The sequence below is a fragment of the Christensenella sp. MSJ-20 genome, from assembly GCF_044357945.1.
Lineage (GTDB): Bacteria > Bacillota > Clostridia > Christensenellales > QAND01 > QAND01.
The window spans coordinates 1546864-1568869 of sequence record NZ_CP076563.1; the positions used below are offsets into that span (position 1 = coordinate 1546864).

General features: G+C 56.6%; 23 protein-coding genes. 6 read left to right on the forward strand and 17 right to left on the reverse strand.

Translation table 11 applies throughout. From position 1 onward, the window contains the following. Positions 1-7: 7 nt before the first annotated feature. The 13 genes from KP626_RS07880 to KP626_RS07940 form a co-directional block, all read right to left on the reverse strand. Positions 8-430 (reverse strand): single-stranded DNA-binding protein, encoded by a 423-nt coding sequence (locus tag KP626_RS07880; RefSeq protein WP_395976482.1) that lies wholly within the window; start codon positions 428-430, stop codon positions 8-10. Between the two features lie 15 nt (positions 431-445). Further along, positions 446-733 (reverse strand): 30S ribosomal protein S6, encoded by a 288-nt coding sequence (gene rpsF, locus KP626_RS07885; protein WP_395976484.1) that lies wholly within the window; start codon positions 731-733, stop codon positions 446-448. Between the two features lie 112 nt (positions 734-845). After that, positions 846-1613: an SDR family oxidoreductase gene (locus tag KP626_RS07890; protein WP_395976486.1), complete on the reverse strand. Its 768-nt coding sequence runs from the start codon at positions 1611-1613 to the stop codon at positions 846-848. Positions 1614-1644: 31 nt separating this feature from the next. Next, on the reverse strand, positions 1645-2082 hold the full coding sequence (gene mscL / locus KP626_RS07895; RefSeq protein ID WP_395978991.1) for a large-conductance mechanosensitive channel protein MscL: 438 nt from the start codon (positions 2080-2082) through the stop codon (positions 1645-1647). A 78-nt stretch (positions 2083-2160) separates the two neighbouring features. Further along, positions 2161-2742, reverse strand: coding sequence for a hypothetical protein (locus tag KP626_RS07900; RefSeq protein ID WP_395976488.1), 582 nt, complete (start codon positions 2740-2742; stop codon positions 2161-2163). A 132-nt stretch (positions 2743-2874) separates the two neighbouring features. After that, positions 2875-4323 carry a glutamate--tRNA ligase gene (gene gltX, locus KP626_RS07905; protein WP_395978993.1) on the reverse strand — a complete coding sequence of 483 codons (1449 nt, stop codon included), beginning with the start codon at positions 4321-4323 and terminating at the stop codon, positions 2875-2877. Continuing rightward, positions 4320-4598: a hypothetical protein gene (locus KP626_RS07910; protein WP_395976490.1), complete on the reverse strand. Its 279-nt coding sequence runs from the start codon at positions 4596-4598 to the stop codon at positions 4320-4322. The genes gltX and KP626_RS07910 overlap by 4 nt, the downstream gene beginning before the upstream one ends. A gap of 33 nt (positions 4599-4631) precedes the next feature. Next, positions 4632-6293 carry a glutamine--tRNA ligase/YqeY domain fusion protein gene (locus KP626_RS07915; protein WP_395976492.1) on the reverse strand — a complete coding sequence of 554 codons (1662 nt, stop codon included), beginning with the start codon at positions 6291-6293 and terminating at the stop codon, positions 4632-4634. 121 nt (positions 6294-6414) lie between these two features. Then, positions 6415-6885: a 23S rRNA (pseudouridine(1915)-N(3))-methyltransferase RlmH gene (locus KP626_RS07920; RefSeq protein WP_395976494.1), complete on the reverse strand. Its 471-nt coding sequence runs from the start codon at positions 6883-6885 to the stop codon at positions 6415-6417. An 8-nt stretch (positions 6886-6893) separates the two neighbouring features. Next, positions 6894-7682 (reverse strand): MBL fold metallo-hydrolase, encoded by a 789-nt coding sequence (locus tag KP626_RS07925; protein WP_395976496.1) that lies wholly within the window; start codon positions 7680-7682, stop codon positions 6894-6896. A 130-nt stretch (positions 7683-7812) separates the two neighbouring features. Beyond that, positions 7813-9084 carry a UDP-N-acetylglucosamine 1-carboxyvinyltransferase gene (locus KP626_RS07930; RefSeq protein WP_395976498.1) on the reverse strand — a complete coding sequence of 424 codons (1272 nt, stop codon included), beginning with the start codon at positions 9082-9084 and terminating at the stop codon, positions 7813-7815. A gap of 207 nt (positions 9085-9291) precedes the next feature. After that, positions 9292-10599, reverse strand: coding sequence for a peptidoglycan DD-metalloendopeptidase family protein (locus KP626_RS07935; protein WP_395976500.1), 1308 nt, complete (start codon positions 10597-10599; stop codon positions 9292-9294). Between the two features lie 206 nt (positions 10600-10805). Next, positions 10806-12284: a M1 family metallopeptidase gene (locus KP626_RS07940; protein ID WP_395976502.1), complete on the reverse strand. Its 1479-nt coding sequence runs from the start codon at positions 12282-12284 to the stop codon at positions 10806-10808. A gap of 115 nt (positions 12285-12399) precedes the next feature. Here KP626_RS07940 and KP626_RS07945 point away from each other — a divergent pair, with 115 nt between their 5' ends. The 4 genes from KP626_RS07945 to KP626_RS07960 all read left to right on the forward strand — a co-directional run bounded on the left by KP626_RS07945 (position 12400) and on the right by KP626_RS07960 (position 16456). Beyond that, positions 12400-13848: a DnaD domain protein gene (locus KP626_RS07945; protein WP_395976504.1), complete on the forward strand. Its 1449-nt coding sequence runs from the start codon at positions 12400-12402 to the stop codon at positions 13846-13848. Positions 13849-13857: 9 nt separating this feature from the next. Next, positions 13858-14787, forward strand: a complete 930-nt coding sequence (locus tag KP626_RS07950; RefSeq protein ID WP_395976506.1) for an ATP-binding protein — start codon at positions 13858-13860, stop codon at positions 14785-14787. Positions 14788-14797: 10 nt separating this feature from the next. Then, the gene (locus KP626_RS07955; protein ID WP_395976508.1) at positions 14798-15535 is read left to right on the forward strand and encodes a RadC family protein; all 738 of its coding nucleotides are present in this window, start codon (positions 14798-14800) and stop codon (positions 15533-15535) included. A gap of 63 nt (positions 15536-15598) precedes the next feature. Next, positions 15599-16456, forward strand: a complete 858-nt coding sequence (locus KP626_RS07960; RefSeq protein ID WP_395976510.1) for a polysaccharide deacetylase family protein — start codon at positions 15599-15601, stop codon at positions 16454-16456. A gap of 46 nt (positions 16457-16502) precedes the next feature. On the opposite strand, the gene KP626_RS07965 is transcribed toward KP626_RS07960, so the two are convergent. The 4 genes from KP626_RS07965 to KP626_RS07980 all read right to left on the reverse strand — a co-directional run bounded on the left by KP626_RS07965 (position 16503) and on the right by KP626_RS07980 (position 20131). Then, positions 16503-17912, reverse strand: coding sequence for a LysM peptidoglycan-binding domain-containing protein (locus KP626_RS07965; protein WP_395976512.1), 1410 nt, complete (start codon positions 17910-17912; stop codon positions 16503-16505). A 205-nt stretch (positions 17913-18117) separates the two neighbouring features. After that, positions 18118-19365 carry a phosphopyruvate hydratase gene (gene eno / locus KP626_RS07970; protein ID WP_395976514.1) on the reverse strand — a complete coding sequence of 416 codons (1248 nt, stop codon included), beginning with the start codon at positions 19363-19365 and terminating at the stop codon, positions 18118-18120. A 14-nt stretch (positions 19366-19379) separates the two neighbouring features. Then, on the reverse strand, positions 19380-19814 hold the full coding sequence (locus KP626_RS07975; protein WP_395976516.1) for a DMT family transporter: 435 nt from the start codon (positions 19812-19814) through the stop codon (positions 19380-19382). 110 nt (positions 19815-19924) lie between these two features. Then, positions 19925-20131 (reverse strand): DUF378 domain-containing protein, encoded by a 207-nt coding sequence (locus KP626_RS07980; protein WP_395976518.1) that lies wholly within the window; start codon positions 20129-20131, stop codon positions 19925-19927. Between the two features lie 199 nt (positions 20132-20330). On the opposite strand from KP626_RS07980, the gene KP626_RS07985 reads away from it, so the two are divergent. Continuing rightward, positions 20331-20678: a VOC family protein gene (locus tag KP626_RS07985; protein ID WP_395976520.1), complete on the forward strand. Its 348-nt coding sequence runs from the start codon at positions 20331-20333 to the stop codon at positions 20676-20678. 131 nt (positions 20679-20809) lie between these two features. Then, a complete protein-coding gene (locus KP626_RS07990; RefSeq protein WP_395976522.1) occupies positions 20810-21967 on the forward strand; it encodes an iron-containing alcohol dehydrogenase in 1158 nt (385 codons plus the stop codon). The last annotated feature ends 39 nt before the right edge of the window (positions 21968-22006 follow it).

Sequence of the window (22006 nt, forward strand, 5' to 3'; positions counted from 1 at the left end):
CTTTCTCTTAAAATGGAAGCTCGTCGTCCTCCAGGGCGTCTCCAAAACCGCTGTCCCCACCGAAGGGAGAAGGGGAAGGAGCCGCATTCTGACGGGGTTCCCCAGAACCGGCGCCAACGCGATCCAAGAACTCCACCTCATCGGCGATGATCTCGGTTACATAGCGCTTGGTACCATCCTGGGCCTCGTAATTACGGGTCTGAATGGAACCGCATACCCCCACCTTACTGCCTTTTTTTAGGTACTTGCCGCAGTTTTCAGCAAGACCTCTCCAGCAGACCACTGGGATAAAATCCGCCTGGCGCTCGCCATTCTGATTGGCAAACCGACGCTGCACCGCAACGGTAAAGGTACAGACCGAAATCCCGCTGCCGGTCATCCGCACATCGGGATCCCGGGTGATATTTCCAATGACAATGGCTTTATTCATGGGGTTTCACCTTTCTTAGGCGTCCTTACGGATCACCAGGTAACGCATGATGTTCTCGTTGATCTTCATGTTGCGCTCCAGCTCGTAGGGGAGCTCGGGATTCGCGGAGAAATGCATCAGGATGTAGTGGCCGTCGTTGAGATCCTGGATGGGATAGGCAAGCTTGCGTTTGCCCCAATCATCCACCTTCTCAACCGTGCCGCCGCCAGCGGTGACGATGCTGGAAAAGCGCTCTACCAACTGGGTGCGGGCTTCGTCCTCCACGCCGGGGTTGATGATGTACATCACCTCGTAAGTGTTCACGGTATTCACCTCCTTTTGGTCTTTGGCCCCCGGAGGGGCAAGGAATAATGCACATTATTATAGCACAGAGGGGAAAAGTGTACAAGACTTCCCATCGGCAAAATCCCTCGTATTATAGGGGATTGGGCCAATCTGGAGGATTCATTTTTCCAAAAATACTGTCCAATTCCCCCCAAGGCCGCTGTTTTAACTCTTGTAAGCGTGGCGTTAGAATTTCGGGATAACCGGCCTCTAGCCCACGGAGGACAAAAGCGGCATAATCGTCGGGGGCCATCATATGCCGAGGCGGATTCTTGGCCCGTCCCTCGGGATTCAGTCCACTGACCACGGCAGGAGGCAGGATTTCTACCACGTGAATGCCGGTATGACGCAGTTGATGCCGCAGACATTGGCTATAGGTATGCAGAGCGGATTTTCCAGCACAATAAATGGGATATTCCGCGGCGGGAGTGATGCCCAGGTCGGAGGAGATGTTGATTAAATAGGACGTCTCTTGCTTGAGGAAGAAGGGAATAAACAGGCCACAAAGATGGATGGGTGCCAGAAGATTGGTGGTAAACTCATCGGGCCCGGAAAAGAGATCTTCCGTGCCGGTGGAAAGATCGATGCTTCGTTGAATACCGGCGTTGTTGACCAATACGTCCAACTGGGGATAGTTTTCGCTGACCCAGGAAAACAAATCTTCCCGCTGCGCGGGCTGTGCGATGTCGCAGACCCTGATATCCAGCGATGGAATGGCGGCTTGGGCGGCTTTTAACCGGTCCTCCCGCCGGCCGCAGATGATAACCTTGCTGCCGGCTTGGGATAAGGCTCGGGCAAGGGCAAGGCCAATGCCGGAGGAACCGCCGGTGATGAGGATATGGTGTCCCGCTAGTTCCATGGGATTCCCTTCTTTTATGGGGATGACTGCCCTATTTCTGATCCAGTTCTTTCAGATAATCGCGAATTTCGGTCAGAAGTTCTTCGGTGGTGGGGCCGGCAGGCGCGGGGGCTTCTTCCTCGGCATTTTTCTTGACCAGCCGATCATGGGCTTTGTTGATCAGCTTGATGCAAAGGAAGATGGAGAAGGCGATGATGAAGAAATCCAGGACATTTTGCAGGAAAGCTCCGTAGGCAATGGCGCTTTCCGGGGTGATAACCTGCCCGTTTTCCACCACGGCGGGGGAGAGGACAAGCTTGAGGGAGGTGAAATCAGCGCCGGCGGTCAGCGTACCCAGAATGGGCATGATGATGTCCCCCACCAGGGAAGTGACGATCTTTCCGAAGGCGCCGCCGATGACAACACCGATGGCCATATCCATGACATTGCCTTTCATCGCGAACTTTTTAAACTCTTGCCACATGATAATTCCTCCTTTGTATTCATGCACAGTTCCCTATTATACAAAATATCCACAAAAAGAAAAGCGGCAATTTGCCGCTTTTCTTTACTGGGCCTCGTTCCAGTGGAACCCCTCAAAGTACTCCTGATAGTCCTTTTCGCTGTAAGCGCTGGGCGCTGCGGCGTAGGCCATAAGGATCATACGGCCTTTTTCATCCAGAAAACCGCCCACATAGCCCTTGGCTACGGTATCCTGGATCTTGCTGATGGGATACACGGCGGCGTCTACGTTGCCGATTTTGCCGGCGCTTTTGTCGCCGATGGTAAACAATCCGGTGCCAGCGATGGCGCCGCTGATGGTGGAGTCGCTGGCGCCTTTGGTGTATTGCCCTAGATCCATGCCGGTTTCGGTGCTGAGGCTCTCGAACATGGCGCCGTAATCGGCGTACATCAGCATAAAGATGTCGTTTTCCCCGGTGTAGTAATATAGCTTGCAGGGAATAGAGGCATCGAGGAAGTTGAGGCTTTCCTCTTGAAGTTCGTACCCTTTGGGGAGCACTGCGGTGAAGCTGGGCTCTTCCACGGTGACCTTTGGGGTGGAGGCTACGTCGTTGCCGCAGGCCGTCAGAAAGGCGGCGCACAGCACCAGGGAGAGCAGCACCACAAGGGGCTTACGGATGCGTTGCATGATAACCAGGACCTCCTAAGCAGTATACTGAATTGAGTATACCATATTCCCGAGATGGTGAGAAAGCATGTACGGTTTATTTGCAGAAAAAAAGCCGGATAAGCCGGCTTTTTTAGGACGTATTTGGCCGTTTTAGGACAGTTTCTGGATGCTTTTGTCCAGACGGGAGAGGGTTTCCTCCCGGCCAAGGAGGTAGGCGGCCTCCATGGCGCCGCCGGGGGTAACGGCGGTGCCGGTGATGCCGATCCGAAGACAGTAGAACAGCTGTCCCGGCTTCTGGTTCCGCTCCTCCGCCAGCTTTGCCAGAGCGTCGTGGATGGGGTCGATCCGCCAGTCCTCCACCCGCTCCAAAACGGTTTTACAGGCGGCAAGGCAATCCAACGCCATCTGGGGCTCGGTCTTCATCTTCTTGTGGCGGAACAGCTCGATATCGTAATCCGGCATTTGGGCCAGGAACGCGATTTTCTCGGGGATGTCGCACAGGGTGGAGATCCGGGGGCGCAGAGCGGCGGACAGGACGTGGAGATCAAACTTCACGGGATCGATGGCCTGGGCAAAATAGGGGGTAGCCCGGCGGATGAAATCATCCTCGTCCATGGCCTTGATGTATTCCTCGTTCATCCAGGTGAGCTTCTGCACGTCGAAGATGGCGGGGGAGCGGCTGATGCCCCCCACGTCAAAGGCTTGAGCCAGTTCCTCCATGGTGAAGATCTCCTGGGTGGTTCCTGGGCTCCAGCCCAGTAAGGCGATATAGTTGACGATGGCTTCCTTTAAATAGCCCTTTTGGAGGAAGTCCTCAAAGGAGGCGTCTCCATGGCGTTTGCTGAGCTTCTGCTTCTCATCCTTCATAACGGGAGGCAGATGCATATATTGGGGAACTTCCCAGCCGTAGGCCTGATAGATCAGGTTGTATTTGGGGGTGGAGGAGAGGTATTCGGTACCGCGGATGATGTGGGAGATCTTCATCAGGTGGTCGTCCACCACGTTGGCAAAGTTGTAGGTGGGCAGTCCATCGCTCTTTAAAAGGATGCCATCCTCCAGCTCCGATACGTCCACCGAGATGCGGCCGAAGATCAGGTCATCAAAAGAGGCTTCGCCGCTCTCGGGGATTTTCTGGCGTACCACATAGGGCTCCCCCGCCGCGATCCGGGCCCGGGCTTCCGCGAGAGGAATGCGCATGCAGGTCCGGTCATAGCGATAGGCCTCTCCCCGGTCCTCAGCGGCCCTGCGCTTGGCGTCCAGGGTTTCCTTCTGGCAGAAGCAGTAGTAGGCGCCGCCGCAGTCCACCAGCTTGTCGGCGTACGCCCGGTAGATGTCCCGCCGCTGGCTCTGAACATAGGGGCCGTAGGGGCCGCCGATGTCGGGGCCCTCGTCATAGGTGAGGCCGGTTTCAGCCAAGGAACGGTAGATGAGCTCCACGGCGCCGTCCACAAACCGCTGCTGGTCGGTGTCCTCAATGCGAAGGATGAACTTACCATTATGCTTGCGGGAGAACAGCCAGCCGTATAGAGCCGTTCTTAGACCGCCTACATGCAGATAGCCGGTGGGGCTGGGGGCAAAGCGGGTGCGTACCTCCATCAGTTGTTCCTCCTTTTTTCCTCCCGCTCCAGGCGGCGGTTGCGGAAATAGAAGCAGATGTCCGTTCCCACCATGGCGGCGTTGAGACAGTAGAGTATCAGGACAAAATCAAGGCTGTAAAAGATCTTATGCAGAATGCCGAAGATGTAGCCTACAAACAGAACTACCAGGAAAAACAGGCTTTTCCCCTTGTTGCTCCGGGCCTTATAGGACCGGACCAGGGAAAAGGGCCAGGCGGCGCCAAAGCAGGCCAGCATCAATACCTCAAAGATGCTCATGGCATCATCCCCCTAACAAAATAAAATAAAATGCTATTTGTTGATCTTGGCCCAGCCGTCCTTGAGGCCCACCACCCGGTTGAAGATGAGGGCGTCCTCCCGGCTGTCAAGATCGGTGGTGAAATATCCCGTCCGCATGAACTGGAAGCTATCAAGGGGTTGGGCTACGGCAAGGGCGGCCTCCACCTTGGCGCCAGTTACCACGATGAGGGAGTCGGGGTTGATCCGCTCCATCATATCCCCCTCCCCAGGGGTGATCAGATGGTCGTAGAGGTTTACGGTGGCATCCAGACAGGTGGTCTGATCCACCCACTGAATGGCGCCTCCCTTGATCTTCCGGCTGACGGCGCCGCTATGGCTCTCGGGGTCGTATTCGCAATAAACCCGGGTGACGCGGCCGGCATCATCGGTATCATAGCCGGTGCACTTTATGATATAGGCCCCCATGAGCCGGACCTCCTTATCGGGGGAGAGGCGCTTATACTTGGGGGGCGGAACGGGGGCAAAGTCCTCCCGTTCGATATATAGTTTGCCGGAGAAGGACATCATCCGGCTGCCCAGATCGGGGTTTTCGGCGTTGTTGTCCATGGACACCGGCTCGCAATGGCCCTCGGGATAGTTGGTAATGATCAGCTCCAGGGGATCCAGAATGGCCATGCGCCGGGGCACCGATAGCTTCAAATCCTCTCGGATGCAGTGCTCCAACAGGGAGTACTCCACCAGGCTGTTGGCCTTGGCCACTCCCACCCGGTCCAGGAAATCCCGGATGGCGCCGGGGGTGAACCCCCGCCGCCGGAGACCGGAGATGGTGGGCAGCCGGGGGTCATCCCAGCCCGCCACCACGTGGGTGTCTACCAGCTGCTTGAGGTACCGCTTGCTCATGACGGCGCCCTCCAAATTGAGCCGGGCGAACTCGATCTGCCGGGGTTTATGGGCAAAGCCCACGGCCTCGATGACCCAGTTATACAGGGGCCGGTGATCCTCATATTCCATGGAGCAAAGGGAATGGGTGATGCCCTCCAGGGCGTCCTGGATGGGATGGGCGAAATCGTACATGGGATAGATACACCACGCATTGCCGGTGCGGTAATGGGGGGTGTGGCGGATCCGGTAAAGGACGGGATCCCGCAAATTGATGTTGGGGGAGGCCATGTCGATCTTAGCCCGAAGGGTCCGTTCGCCGTCCTGGAATTCTCCCGCCTTCATCCGGAGGAACAGGTCCATGTTTTCCTCCACAGAACGGTTCCGGCTGGGGCTGTCCTTGCCGGGCTGCGTCAGGGTGCCCCGGTATTCCCGCATTTCGTCGGCGTTCAAATCGTCCACATACGCCAGACCCTTTTGGATGAGGGTTACGGCGCAGTTGAAGATCTGCTGGGAGTAATCGGATCCGTAAAAAAGGCCGCCGTTCCAATCGAAGCCCAGCCAGTGGATATCGTTCTTGATGGCCTCGGCGAACTCCAAATCCTCCTTGGCGGGGTTGGTATCGTCAAAGCGCAGGTTGAATAGGCCGCCATACTTCTTTGCCACGGTGGCATCCACGTAGACGGCCTTGGCGTGCCCGATGTGCATATATCCGTTGGGTTCGGGAGGGAACCGGGTGTGTACCTCGGTATAAACCCCATTGCGAAGATCCTCCTCCACTGCCTCCTCGATGAAGTTGGAGGCTTTACCCAGCATCGTTGTATCCATACTCATACTCCCTTTGGGCCCGCGGCCCGCCATAGTAAACTTCATTTTACATCATACCCAATTAATGGGCAAGTACAAACAAAAGGACACAGCTTTTGTGTGCCCTTGGGGATTTTTTGATTTCCCTCTACTTATGATAGGTTTCCCCCGCCGCAATTTTTGATGCCCGATAAAGCTGTTCCAGCAGCACCAGTCGGGCCAGGTTATGGGGCAGGGTTAGATTGGAGAGGGAGAGCCGGGCCTTGCTGGCGGCGATGACCCGCGGATCCAGCCCCCAGCTTCCGCCAATGACGAAGTTGACCGGCTGGCCCAGGCGTTCATAGCCTTGGAGCTGCCGGGCTAAGGCCAGGCTGTCCGGAGCCTCTCCCTCCACGCAGAGGGCAATGGAAAAACCCTTTTGCAAATGGGGAAGAAGGCGATCCCCTTCCTTGGCCATCACCCGCTGTATGGCGTCAGGGGAGCCGCTGAGGGGCTTTTCATCGGGAAGCTCGGTGACGGTAAGCCTATGATACCGGCTCATTCGCTTTTGATATTCGGCGCAGGCGTCCCGGTAAAACCGTTCTTTGAGCTTCCCTACGCATAGAAGATTGATCTGCATAAAACCTCCTAGAGCTGAACCAGCCGGCCGGGGGTATTCCGCCGGGCGATGCCGATGGAGATGTCGGTAAAGGGTTTGATGCCGTGTCCGATGAGGGCGGCAAGGGCGGTATCCCGGGCTACGTCCTCGGTGTTGTTCTCCCGGCTCAAGTGGCCCAGCATCACCCGCCGGACCCCGCTCTCGCAAAGCTTAATGAGGGCGTCTCCGGCATCCTTGTTGGACAGGTGCCCGCGATTGGACAGAATCCGACGCTTGAGGTAGGCGGGATACTTGCCGTTCTTCAGCATGTCCAGGTCGTGGTTGCTTTCTAAAAACACCAGATCGGCGCCTTTGGCCTCCTCCAATAGGGAGGCGGAAAAGCAACCGATATCTGTCATATAGGTAAACTGCTTTCCCTTGTAAAAGAGGCTGTAGCCTACGCTGCTGGCGCTGTCATGAGGGGTGGAAAAGGGGCGGATGCCCATATCGCCGATGTAGAAATCCTGGCCGTTGGTGAAGACCCGAGCGTTTTTGGTGGCAACGGCCCCCACCTTGCCGTTCATGGCGTCCCAGGTGGGCAGGTTGGCGTATACCGGGACGTCATACCTGCGGGAAAAGGGGCCCAGGCCGGCGATGTGGTCGCTGTGTTCATGGGTCACCAAAATGCCGCCGATGGAGGAGGGGTCGATGCCGTTTTGACGGAGGGCCTTTTCGATGGTGGAGGCGGGCAGACCGACGTCGATCAACAGGGCGCAATCCTCCGTGGCGATATAGGTGGCGTTACCGCTGCTGCCGGAAAAGAGGGGACAAAACTTCATTCCATCGCTACCTTTAAACTTTTGATGGACTTATTCTATCATAAAACCCCCAAAAGGGCAGAGGGAACATCCTGGGAAAATAAAACGGGCGGGATGCACAGCATCCCGCCCGGGCTATGTATGTTTGGCGTTAGTCTACGTCCGCCCGACGGATCTTGGCTCCCAGGGAACGAAGTTTTTCCTCTAGATGGGCGTACCCCCGGTCAATGTGGTGGAGAGAGCCTACCATGGTATCCCCCTGGGCGATGAGCCCCGCGATGACCAGCGCGGCGCCTGCCCGGAGGTCGCTTGCCTCCACCGGAGCGCCGTACAGCCGATCCACCCCTTCGATGACTGCGACCCGGCCGGACACGCTGCTCTTGGCGCCCATCCGCTGGAGCATGGTCAGGTGTTTGAAACGATCCTCAAAGATGTTTTCCACCACCATGCTGGTGCCCTCCGCTACGCACAGGAGGGAGGAAATGGGCTGCTGCAGGTCGGTGGGGAAGCCGGGATAGGGCAGGGTTTTGATGGTGACCCGACCCGGCCGATGGTCCGCCTGGACCCGGATGGTATCGGGCCCCTCGGTAACGTGGACGCCCATCTCCAAAAGCTTGGCGGTGACGGATTCCATGTGCATGGGGATCACGTTTGTAATGGTAACATCTCCCATGGAGGCTGCTGCGGCGATCATCAGGGTACCGGTTTCGATTTGATCGGGGATCACGGCGTAGGTGCAGCCGTGGAGCTGTTCCACTCCCCGGATGCGGATCACATCGGTGCCGGCGCCCTTGATCTTGGCGCCCATGCTGTTGAGGAAGTTGGCCAGATCCACCACGTGGGGCTCCTTGGCGGCGTTGATGATGGTGGTGTTGCCCTGGGCCATGACGGCGGCCATCATCAAGTTGGCGGTGGCGCCGACGCTCACCACGTCCAGATAGATCTCCGCGCCGTGGAGCCGGCCTCCTTTGGCGCGGGCCACCACCATGCCCTCCTTCACCTCGATTTCAGCGCCCATGGCACTCATGCCCTTTAGGTGAAGGTCAATAGGGCGTTGGCCGATGGAGCATCCTCCCGGGAGGGCAATCTCGGCCTTGCCGAAGCGCCCTAGAAGGGAGCCAAGATAATAGTAGGACGCCCGCATGTTCCGCACGATCTCAAAGGTGGCCTGGTGGGAAACGCCATGGCTGGCGTCCACCCGCAGGCTGTGGGCCTGTGGGTTGTAGTCCACCTTAGCGCCTAGAAGGGAAGAGATCTCATTGAGCAGCTTGACGTCCAGAATATCGGGTAAATTCTCGATGGTACAAGGGCCTTCCGCCAGCATAGCGGCAGGCAAAATTGCCACAGCGGCGTTTTTTGCGCCGCAGGCGGCGACGCTGCCTACCAGACGGGTACCGCCGGTGATGATCAGTTTTTCACTCAAGGCCATCGCTCCTTTATAAAAGATACAACGGTAAATTTATTATAACCTGTCTGACGGCATCCCGCAAGGAAGGCGGGCCCGGACGGAAAAAAGGAGGGGATATTCTATGATATGCCTATGGATGGGATTGGACCCAACGATTGGCTTCCGGGGCAAAAAAAGAATGCGGAGAGAGGCATCTCTCCGCATTGTCTGCGATGGGGAATGTTACGGCAGATAGGGCACAGGGTCCACGCGAGAGCCGTTCTTGATTACCTCAAAGTGGAGGTGATTGCCGGTGCTGTCTCCGGTGCTGCCCATGTAGCCGATGAGCTGTCCCTTGCTGACGCTAGCGCCTACCCGCACGCTGAGTTTGGACATATGGGCGTAGCGGGTGCTGTAGGTGCCGTTGTGCCGGATGGTGATGTGGTAGCCATAGCCGCCGCCCCAGCCGCTGTCATCGGACTCCGTTACGGTGCCGTCAGCCGCCGCATAGATGGGAGTGCCATAGCTGTTGGCGATGTCGATGCCGTAGTGGAAGGAGCCCCAGCGGGAACCATAGGGGGAGGAGAGCCGGCCGCTGGTGGGCCAACGGAAGGAGGGAGCGCCGGATATGCCGCCACCGCCGCTCAGGCTGCCGCCGCCGCTGCTGGTGGGCCGGGTCTTGGTGCCCACCAGAACCACCTGGTTCACCGGCGCGGTGACCACGGTGTCCTTGGACTCCCGGCCGGTTTCCTCGCCGTTGAGGTAGCTGATGGTGGTGGTGGTCTTGGTGACTCCGTTGACGCCCTTGGTCTCTACTTTGCTCTCGCCCTTATAGAGGCTGTCGGTATTCTTTTTCTCGGTGGAGTAGGCCACGGTCTTTTCGGTTTCCACCACCTCGGTGGAGACCACATTGACCATGGCGGTGTTGTCCGCCCCGCCGGAGGTCATCTTGATGAGGGCTTCTTCCCGGCTGAGGGGATCTCCCGCCGCCGCCGAGACGGAGACCTCCTCCTGGAACTCGGAGGTGAGGGTGCCGTTGTTCTGGGCGGTATAGGTGTTCTTGATGCTATCCAGAACCCAGTTGGCCTCGGATTCGCTGTTTACCAGAGCGATCTGCTGCCCGTCCACCAGAATGGCGGCGCCGCTGCCGGCAACCGTGTTCCCCACTGCCATGAGGTTTTCATCGGTGTTCTTGACGGCCTCAAGGCCCAGGGCGTAGGTATCGGAGGCCTGGTCGCTGGCGGCTACGTTGAGCGCGCCGCTGGCGGTGCCGTTATCCTGTCCGAGTACTACTGTGGCAAAGCCGTATACACCCGCCAGCACGATGGCAAAGGAGAGAAAAATGGGGGCGATTTTTCTTGTGAAAAGGTTGCCCGCGGCTTTCTCCCGAGTGGGTTTGGCCAGAACCAGGTCCGCGCGATCGGTGCTGCCCTGGATAAACGGGACCTCCGCATGCCGCTTTTTGCCGGAGCCGCTTTGGCGGCTGGCCCTGCGGGTCATGGGGGTCTCAAACTCATTGATTTCCTGTGGTTTCTGCTTACGTTTTGACATTGCTTTCCCCTTTTTGTGTTTTTACAAAACTGGTTTGCAGCGGAACCCATCGCGGACCGAGAAGGGTCGGCTTTTGGATTCGGTTGAAATTATAGACCATTTGCTCCGAAAATGCAACACTCTGTATTAAATTCGTTATATTTATGACGATTTAGTAATAAACTTTTCCATAGAAAAACCATCGTGATCGATGGTTTTCCCTAGTATCATAGCCATTTTTCAAAGATGCTATTCAAATTTTTCTGTGTGCTGGCTTCCAGCGATTGGATGAGGTTTTCCCCGGAGGCGATGCCAAATTTGTATTCTTCGCAATAATTTGCCAGGGCCGCCAGGAGCGCATCCTCCCCCAAAGCCCTTTCCAAATCATAATACATCTTTGTGCCGGTGGTGTAAACCGCCAGGGAGTAGAGGGCGGAGTTGGGGAAGGCGTCCATGGGTGTGCCCACCCGGTTGAGCTTTGCATCTATCCGATAGGCACTTTCGATGAACTGAGCGGTATCATCCACGCAGAAGTGGTACATGGCCTGCTCCTGGGAAGGCCCGTAGGCGTAGCCAAAGTATTTTAGGGTGAGATAGGAGGTGGTGGCCTCATCCAGCCAGGGCTCCTGAACCTGGTCGTTGCCCACCACTCCATAGAAGAGCTGATGGATGCTTTCATGGGCCACCACCTCTTCCAGGGAGGCGGAGAGCCCCCCTTGGTATAGGGATTGGTCGATGAGTACGATGCCGGGATACTCCATGCCGCCGATGAAGAAATCCGTTTGAACCACCGCAAGGGTTTCATAGGGATAGGGCATGCCGCGGCTGTTTAGGAAGCTGAGGGCGCCGGCCGCATAGCCGCTGGCACGCTTTCCCTGATCGGCGGTTTCGGGGAAATAATAGGAGGTGACCGCCACGCCGTTTTCCGTTGTGGTCTCCGTTTGAAAATCCGGGGACAGCACCATGGCGAAATCCCGCACATCTTTGGCGCTGATCCAATAGGTGGTAAAGCCGTCCCGCTCCTCCTTTCGGCTTATGGCTCCCGTATGGGCCAGTACATACCGAGAAGGGGCGGTAAAGGTGACATCGTAGGCGGCCGTATGGCTGACGAAGGGATCCCCCGCCTTATAATAAGGATAAGAGAGGAACTCTCCGTCCCGATAAACGCAGGCAATGGGGTAGAAGTTGCAGAGGTTGATGGTCCGGTCTCCGTAGCCGAATCGGCCCAGGCTATGGGGCAGATTGACCTGCACCTCCATGGACACCGACGTCCGCTCCTGTGGGGCCAATTCCTTGCCAAGGGCCACCGCCAACAGGGTTTCGTCCTCGTTGCCCAAAGTATAATCCGCCTTTTGTCCGTCTACCAGCACGTTTAGAATTTGGATGCCTCCGGGGGAAAAGCCCTGGGGATAGGCGGCGTCCATATCCTCCGGAAAAAAGGGAGCGGTGGACTCCCGCTGGTAGGCGTTGGGGTATAGGCTGAAGTAGGCGGTGTCCAGTTTTTCCGAGGTGGGATTGGCGTAATCCACCGTCACCGTCCCGTTGACGGTTTTACCGTCGGGGTCCAGGGCTAGTTCCATGGCATAACCGTGCTGCGCCGCGGGAAACGCCGAGGACAGGAGCGGCGTGGTATTGCATCCCAGGGGGCAGAGCAATAGCAGGGCTCCCAGAAAAAGAATGGCCGCAATGCGGAGGGATCGCTTCAATGGAGTTCCTCTTTTCTTTATAGGTTGAACCAACTGGTGGGATGCGATATTATTATGATACGATCCCCAAGAACAGTACAAAGACCCTGGAATCCCAAGGAAAGAGGAACCCAATTTGCCCCTATGCGCCTTTCAGACCAAGGAAAAACCCACCGTCACCTGGGTGGACAACCGTTTTATCACCCAGTATTTGGCCGACGCGCCCGATGACGCCGTTAAAGCGTATCTCTATGGCTTGATGCAATGTCAGACCGGGGAGGGCGCCCAGGATTGGCATCAGTTTGCAAAAGCCCTTTCCATGGATGTGGATCGGCTGAAAAGGGCCTTTTCCCACTGGGAGGAGGCGGGCCTTTGCCGCGTCGAGGCGGGGGAGGAACCCCGTATCTACTATCTGCCGGTGAAGCGGCGCCAGAAGGTCAATGCCGATGATTATCCTCTTCGGGCGTTTAATCAGGAGATAGCAGCGCTGTTTGCTCCCCAGTCCCTCACCCCCGGAGACCTGCGCCGCATCTACGACTGGATGGATGTGTTTGGCATCGCGCAGAACGCCATCCCCCTTTTGATTCAATACGGCCGTCAGCGCATGAAGGGCGCCGCCGGTCGGACGGTGACGGCTCAGCTTAACTATATCGATAAAATTGCCCGGTCCTGGGCGGAGGATGGGGTGCTCTCGGTGCGGAAGGCCGAGGGCTGGATCAAGAAGCAGGAGATCAGCCAGGCGGGCATCCATCAGTTGATGCGGGCCATGGGTATGCACCGCTCGCCTACCCAGGCCGAATGGGAGCTGTTTTCTGGCTGGCTGTCCATGGGCTTTACCGTGGACGGCATGATCCGGGCCTTGGAACGGCTCACCGGCAGCTACAGCCCCACTTTCAAACGGCTGGGAGAGGTGCTTTCTCAGTTGGCGGCCCAAGGGCTGTTTTCCGAGGGGGAGATCAAGCGGGACAGCCGCCAGGCGGAACGGACGCTGTCTGGGGCTGGAGCCATGATGGCGGCCCTGGGGGTGGGGAATCCCTCCCCCACCGCGGGGCAGCGGGACGCGTATCAGGAATTTTTGAACCGGGGATATTCCCATGAGATGATCCTTTTGGCGGCGGAGGCCGCTCGGAAGGAGGGAAGGAATACGCCGGCGGCTCTTCGAACGGTGCTGGAGCGCTGGAGCCGGGAGGGGGCGGATTCCCTCCAGAAGGCTGAGGAGGCGGAGGCCCGGTACTTGGAGCATCTTGCCCTTGCCCGGGAGATCCTGGAGCGGATGGGCCTTGGCCGCCGACCCAATCCGGGGGAGGTTATGGAGATTTCCCTTCAGCGGGAGGAACAGGGGTTGGAGACGGAGCTGTTGTACCTAGCGGCGGAGCAGGCCCAGGGGGCCAAATACCCCTGGCGGCTCTATCTGAAGATTTTGGACGGCTGGCAAAAGGCCGGCATCCGCACTGCCCGGGCTGCCCGGGAGGCGGGGGAAAAGCGGAACGAGCCGGCGCAAAGCTCAAGGAAAAATAGTGCAATAAAATTTGAACAACGCGTTTATGATGAAGGAGACCTTGAGGACTATTTTAAGAAATTATAGGGGGTTTTCATGAATCGAGTGCAAGCATTAGAAAGAATAAAGGTACGTCATAGTCGTGCAGAGTATCAAGCATATTTAAAACGAAAGCTATTGATCGAAAATGACTCGATTTGTAGAGAAATCATTAAAGAAAGAGCACTTGTTTCGACAAAAATTTTTTCCAATATTCAAAGTCCGAAGGAATTTGAGGAAGGAACAAAAAGACTAATTGAACTTGGCAATAGAATTGAGTTTCGTCTAAAAGAATTGCTGAAAAATCAGGGATTGGATGAAGGTTATCTTGCTCCTAAGTATTATTGCTCCCAATGTCAAGATACAGGTTTTATCGGTGGAGAATATTGTAACTGTTTATGCTCCCTTTTGATGGAGGGGATTCCATCTGGTGTTGATAAGGATACATGTTTTACAGCGTTTGATGAGTTGCGAATTCCAGAAGGAGCACAGAGAGAAAATACGAAAAAACTTAAAGATAGTTTGATTCTTTATGCGCATGAGTTTAAAAGAGGAAGTCAAAATATACTTTTACGTGGATTAACCGGTGTTGGAAAGTCGTTTTTGCTTGGGTGCACTGCTCGTGAAATAAGTTTGCAGGGCTTTAGCGTACTTTATCTAACGGCTTACGATATGTTACAAAGGTTTAAAGATAAACACTTTGGCAGAGAAGAAACAATAGAATCAATAATGTCAGTTGACTTTCTGGTCATTGATGACTTGGGAACGGAACCTATGTTGAATAATATAACTATTGAATATCTGTTTGCGGTGCTAAACCATCGGAGCGCCAAAAAGCTTCCCTATGCCGTGGCCACCAACCTTACCATGGCGCAGCTCATGGAGCGGTACGGGGAACGGATTGTGTCCCGGCTGATGGACCGGGCTCGGTTGGTGCAGCTTACCGGCCAGGATCTACGGCTGGCGGCCCTGCGCGGCAACGCATAAGGAGAGCGGCATGGCAGAGAAACCCGTCAATCCCCACGCACAGCATCGGGAACGGATGCGCCGCCGGATCCGGGAAAATGGGTTTGATTCCCTTCTGGATCACGAGCTTTTGGAATACATCCTGTATTTTGCCATTCCGCGGGGGGATACCAATCCCCTGGCTCATCGGCTACTGGCGGAGTTTGGCTCTATCAGCCATGTACTGGACGCAGAATACGATTCCCTTCTTCGGGTGGAAGGAGTGGGGCCTAGGACGGCATCTCTCCTAATGAGTTTTGCGCCTATGCTCAAGCGGTACAGCCTGTCCAAAATGGGGACGGCGCCCAAGCTTAACACCTGCGAGCGGGCGGTGGCCTATGCGAAGTCCCTCTATATTGGCGCGGACCGCGAGGTACTGTACCTATTGTGCCTGGACGTCCAGTGCAACCTGCGGCGTGCGGCGGTGTTGTCCATCGGAACGGTGGATGAGGCGGTGATCTATCCCCGGAATTTAGTGGAGCAGGTGCTGAAGTTCGGCGCTAAGAACGTCATTCTGGTACACAATCATCTATCCAGCAGCTTCTCTCCCTCCCGCAGCGACGTTCAAATGACCCAAAAGGTTCTGGTGACCCTGAACGCCATCGACGTGAACCTTTTGGACCATCTGATCATCAGCGACAACGGCTACTACAGCTTTGTCCAGGATGGGAAGATCAACACGGTATTGGAGCATGGGCAGGTTGCCTATGCCGCCGACCGGGAAGTTTGAGGCTGGGTCATAGGCCGTGGAGGCGTTCCATATCCTTAATAGGGATAAAGGGGGACTGCCGACATGGCTTTTTTTTGTTCCAGAGAAAGGCTGGACGCGGTTTTGATCGTTTGCTGTTTGTGCGCGGGTCTGTTCATCGCTGGGTTTTCCCGGCTCTTTCCGGCTCAGGAGGAGGAGGGGATCCGGCTGCCCGTCCTCATGTATCACAGCATCTTGAAAGACCCAAAGCGGGCGGGGAAGTACGTGGTTTCCCCCGATACCCTAAAGGGGGACCTTCAATACCTAAAAGAACGCGGCTATACCACCGTGGTGGTGGAGGATCTGATCCGCTATGTGGATCAGGGGACGCCATTGCCTGAAAAACCGGTGATGCTCACCTTTGACGACGGACATTACAACTATATTTCCTACCTTCTTCCATTGCTGGAAGAATATGATATGAAGGCTGTGGTCTCGGTGGTGGGGGAGTTTGCCGATACGTATACCGAAACCCCGGACCCCAACCCCAACTACGGATACCTGAGCTGGGAGGAGATCGGCCAATTGGCCAGGAGCGGGCGGGTAGAGATTCAAAACCACTCCTACAATCTGCATCACCAGCAGAATAGGAAGGGCGCCGGGCAGAAAAAGGGGGAGAGCACCGAAGCGTATCAGAAGCTCCTCCGAGAGGATTTAACTGAGATGCAAACGGCGCTTTTTCATCGGGCGGGGGTGCGTTCCACCTGCTTTACCTATCCCCTGGGCAACATGAACAGTGCCTCCGAGGAGGTGGTAAGGGAGCTGGGGCTGCGTGCCAGCCTGGGTTGCGGAGAGCGGGTGAACCGCATTACCCGGGATCCTCAGTGCCTTTATGGGCTGGGGCGGTTTAACCGTCCTGCCAATGCGGCAAGGGAGACCTTTATGAACCGAATCCTGGAATAGGGGCTTGAAGAAAGCCAAGGGGGCGGCGAGGCCGCCCCTTTGTTTTCTAGTCGGCCAAGGGAATCTCCAGAATTTGGCCTACCCGGATGAGGCTGGGATTTCGGATGCCGTTGGCTGCGGCGATCTCGGTGACGGTGGTACCGTAGCGGGCCGCGATAGCGGACAGGGTGTCCCCGGCCTTGACCTCGTAGGCTTCATAGGTGGGGTAGAGCTCTATGCCGCCCGGGCCAGGAATCAACAGGCTTTCGCCCGCGTAGATGCGGTTGGGATCGGCGATGCGATTTAGGAAGGCGATGGCGGATACCGTGGTGCCGAAGCGCTGGGCGATAGCGGACAGGGTATCCCCCCACCGGACGGTATACCGGGTAGCCTGCTCATCCTGGGAACCGGTGGTGGAGATCTGCAACTTTAGGACCTCGCCGGGATAGATCAAATTGGGGTTGGCGATGGTGTTGAGGCTGAGGATACTCCGAACGGTGGTGCCGTAGCGGGCCGCGATGGCGGATAGAGTATCGCCCCGGCGGACGGTGTAGTCCAGGTAGGCGGTTCCGGCGGGATTCTGGTTATGACACCGCACCGTCAGCACCTGGCCGGGATAGATCAGGTTGGGGTTGGCAATGTTGTTAAGCTGTACCAGATCGGCCACGGTGGTACCGTAGCGGGCCGCGATGGCCGATAGGGTATCGCCCCGGCGGACGGTTACCTGGATCCGGGTGCAGTCGGGGGTGGTGGGCTCAGGATCGCTGGGGCTGGGCACCGGAGTAGCGCCGTCCAGGAAGATATCCCGGGTGAATTGATCCCGATCCACATTGCCGGATATGCCGGGAACCCGCCCGGTGCTGGTGTACTGCCAGCCTATCCAGGAGCGCCATTTGCCGTTGTCCCCCGGTTGGAATACCCCGTAATGGGCCACCCAAAGAGGATATTGCTGGGCTAGGCCGGGGCTTAAAATGGTGCGGGCGGTATAGGTGTTGGCGTACACCACGCCGGGTAGGCCGGATTCCTCTGTCATGACCTCCATAAAGGCCAGGGAGATGGCGTTGACCTCCTGGGCCGACAGGCCGTCGAAGGTTTCAAAGTCCATGGCCAGGCGGCAATCGGGAGAGGTTCCGGCAATGACCGACAAGAAGTAACGGGCCTGCCGCTGGGCCTCGGCTACGGTGGTGGCGGTGACGTTGTGGTAGAATCCTACCTTCAGGCCGGCGGCTTTGGCCCCCTCGTAGTTGCGCCGAAAGTAGGGATCTTGGTTGGTTCCATAGCTGGAACGGATATATACCACCTGGATGCCGCTGTCCCGAACCTGGTTGAAGTCGATGGCTCCCTGCCATTTGCTGACGTCGATCCCCTGATAGATGGTGGAATCGGAGGGCGGGAAGGCCAGGGCGGAAACGGTGGTCAAGCAGATACATAAAACCGCCAGGATGATGGCGGATAATTTTTTGAGTTTGTGTTTCATGGCTTCCTCCATGTTGGATTGGACCTTGGGTCCATTTCATACTATGAAAAAGCACCTTATGGGGTGAGCCATGGTTTGGTGCCGCCTAAAATAACGGCTGTTTCCTGCGCTTACGCCGACGCTGTAAACGCTTATACTTTGGATTCGTCAAGGGCTAAAAGAAAAACAGCGCCCACGGGGGCGCTGTTTGATCCGTGGCTGCGGGCTATCCCTGCAGTTCTTTTTCGATGCACAGAAGCCGGTTGTACTTTGCCACCCGGTCGGAGCGGCAGGGAGCGCCGGTTTTCATCTGTCCCGCGCCGGTGGCCACCGCCAAATCGGCGATGAAGGGGTCCTCGGTTTCCCCGGAGCGATGAGAGATCACCCGGCCGAATCCGGCATCCTGGGCCATCTGAATGGCGCTGAGGGTCTCCGTGAGGGTGCCGATCTGGTTGGGTTTCACCAGGATGGCGTTGGCAGCCCCTTCCCGGATGCCCCGGCCTAGGCGCTGCGTGTTGGTGACAAAGAGATCGTCCCCCACCAGCTGTACCCGGTCTCCAAGGGACTGGGTCAGGGCTGTCCAGCCTGCCCAGTCCTCCTCTCCCAAGCCGTCTTCGATGGAAGCGATGGGATAGCGGCGGCAAAGGGCCTCCCAATAGGCGATCAGCTCCTGGGCGGTATGGAAGGCGCCCCGCTTGGGAAGTCGATAGCCGGCGCCGTCCTGCCATTCGCTGGCGGCGGCATCCAGGGCTAGCTTCACCTGATCTCCGGGGCGATAGCCCGCCGCCTCGATGGCCAGAAGGATGATGTCGATGGCCGCCTCGTCGGAGGGCAGGTTGGGGGCAAATCCGCCCTCGTCGCCCACGCCGGAGGAAAGCCCCTTTTGGGCCAATAGCCTGCCCAGGGCGTGGTAGATTTCGCTGCACCACCGAAGGCCATCGGCAAAGCAGGAGGCGCCCGATGGCAGGATCATAAATTCCTGGATGTCCACGTTGTTCTGGGCGTGGGCTCCGCCGTTGAGAATGTTCATCATAGGCAGGGGGAGTTTATCTCCAAAAACGCCCCCAAGATACCGGTAGAGAGGCAGACGCAGGGCGTCCGCCGCTGCCCGGGCTACGGCTAGGGATACCGCCAGGATGCCATTGGCGCCCAGGCGGGATTTGTTGTCGGTGCCGTCCAGTTGGATCAGGGTTTGGTCGATGGACCGCTGGCAAAAGGGGTCCAGGCCTATAAGGGCGTTTGCGATGGGGCCATTGACGCCGTCCACCGCGCTTAAAACCCCCTTACCCCCGTATCTATTGGGATGCTTATCCCGCAGCTCATGGGCCTCGAAGGCCCCGGTGGAGGCACCCGAGGGGGCCATGGCCCAGCCCTGGCTGCCATCGGTGAGCCATACCTCCGCCCGGACGGTAGGGTTCCCTCGGGAATCCAGTACCTCCAGGCCTTGGATGCGTTCGATTTTAGGTGTGCGCATGGGTTTCTCCTTCCTTATATCAATTTCCACTTAAAGAGCAGGACGCCGGCGATCATCAGGCCCAGCCCCACATACTTGCTCCAGCCAAAGGCCACTTTCTCGGCGCCCATGAGCCCGAAGGCGTCGATAAGGGCCGCCACGAAAAGCTGGGCGATCAGGATCACGGAAATGGCGATGGTGGGGCTCAGGTTTTTGATGCCCACCATCACGGTGATGGTGATCACCAGGCCCAGCGCGCCGCCCAAAAGGTATAGCTTGTTGACGCTGCCTAGCTCCTTCCAGTTGCCGTTTCCCAGCACCAACATTGCGATGATGGACAGGACAAAGGCGGTGCCCTGGACGAAAGCGTTGGATTCATACAGCCCGATGCCCTCGCTGAGCCGGGTGTTCATAACACCTTGAATGCTCATGGCGGCTCCGGCTATGATGCTCATGATTACTCCTAACATGGAATCACCTCGGGTTTAGTATGGCTTTGATCCCCGCCTTCATACCAAAAATTGTGAAAATGCCCAAAACGCGAAAAGCCCCCATGACCGGGGCTTTTCATGGAAAACAGTTATTGCTCGCTGCGGTGCCCATCGTGGGTAGCGAAAAAGGAAAAACAGATCAGGGCAGCGATGCCCACGAGGGTATAGATGATCCGGCTGACGATGGCCGCCTGACCGCCGAAAATCCATGCCACAACGTCGAACTGAAAAATTCCGATTGCGCCCCAGTTCAGACCGCCGATGATCAGCAGGGCGAGGGCAAGTTTATTGAACATTGTGATTTCACTCCTTGATATAAAATGTGGTGCTGAAGATTCCGTTTACATTGTTTGCAGATGCCGCCATCCATATGCTGGGGAGTAAAGGAAAACAAAATGTTTTTTTCCAGTTTTAAGGGATGAGTTGCCCTGACCCTATGCAAAACGCTTTTACCATGGCATACTATCAATCGTAAGGCTGAAAGGAGCGGATCGAATGGAATCCATGGTGGTGTTTTACGCCTGTGATGATTTGACGGAAACCACGGCGTTTTACCGGGATCTACTGGGGTTGCCCGTTTGGCTTGACCAGCCCGGCTGCCGCATCTTTGACACAGGATACGGATACCTTGGCTTTGTGGAGCGGGAACGGACGGTGGAAGCATATCAATGCATCTCTTTTAATCTTAAGGATCGGGCGGCTGTGGATGCTCAGTACCAGCGGCTAAAGGATGTGCTTTCCTGCACGCAGCCTCAGCTTCACCAGCGTTTTCCCGTCTATTCCTTCTTCGTAAAGGATCCCAACGGCTACACGGTGGAATTTCAAAAAATTACTCAACCATAGAGACCCTGTATTGAGAATACCCTTGGCTGGATATCCTTTATCCAGCTTTTTTTGTTGACCCTTGACAACATATGGGTGGTTTGGGTTACACTGGGAAAGCAAAACTATACAACATAAGGAGGAATTTTAGCTTGTATAATTTCACCTATGACATCGGGACGGTAGTGCATTTTGGCAAGGGCCAGATTGAAAAGCTCCCAGAGGCTGTTTTGCAGTATGGCAAAAAAGCCCTGCTCTGCTACGGGGGAGGAAGCATCAAGAAAAACGGCATCTATGACGCCGTCACCCAAGGCTTTTCCCAGGCGGGCATCCAGTGGGTGGAGCTTTCCGGCATCGATCCCAACCCTCGGGTTACCTCGGTGGCCGAGGGAGCAAAGCTTTGCCGGGATAACGACGTAGAGGTGGTGGTGGCCGTAGGCGGCGGCAGCACCATCGACTGCGCCAAAGCCATCGCCTGCGCGACCTTCTACCAGGGAGACCCTTGGGATCTCATTACCCAGAAAGCGCCCATTACCAAGGCATTGCCGGTGCTGTCGGTGCTGACCCTGTCTGCTACCGGTTCCGAAATGGATTGCGGCGGGGTGATCAGCAATCTTGAGACCAACGATAAGATCGGCTTTGGGGCTCCCATACTGCGGCCCAAGGTATCCATTTTGGACCCCGAATACACCTTTAGCGTATCCAAGTACCAGACCGCAGCCGGCACAGCCGATATCATCTCCCACATTCTAGAGGTATACTTTAGCAGGGAGACCGATTTCTATCTCAATGACCGGCTGTGTGAAGCCCTTTTGAAAACCGCCATGCACTTTGGAAGGATCGCGGTGGAGGAGCCCCAGAACTATGTGGCCCGGGCCAACCTCATGTGGACTTCCTCCCTGGCCATCAACGATCTCATCAGCTATGGCAAGGGCTGTGCCTGGTCCTGCCATCCCATGGAGCATGAGCTATCCGCCTTCTTTGACATTACCCATGGCGTGGGACTGGCTATTCTGACGCCAGCCTGGATGGAGTACATTCTTTCAGACGTCACCGTGGACAAGTTTGTGGAGTATGGTGTTAACGTGTTTGACCTCCGCTCCGAAGGAAAAGACCGGTACGATGTTGCTCGGGAAGCGATCGATGCTACTCGCCAGGTGTTTGTGGAGATGGGTATTCCTACAAGGCTGTCGGAAGTGGGCATTGCCCGGGAGTCCCTTTCGGCCATGGCCCAGAAGGTGGATCTTCCCGACGCCTATGTTCCCCTGGGCCCCAGCGACGTGCTGAAGATCTATGAGATGTGCTTCTAAACGTAAAAAACAGCGGCGAGAGCCGCTGTTTTTTGATAG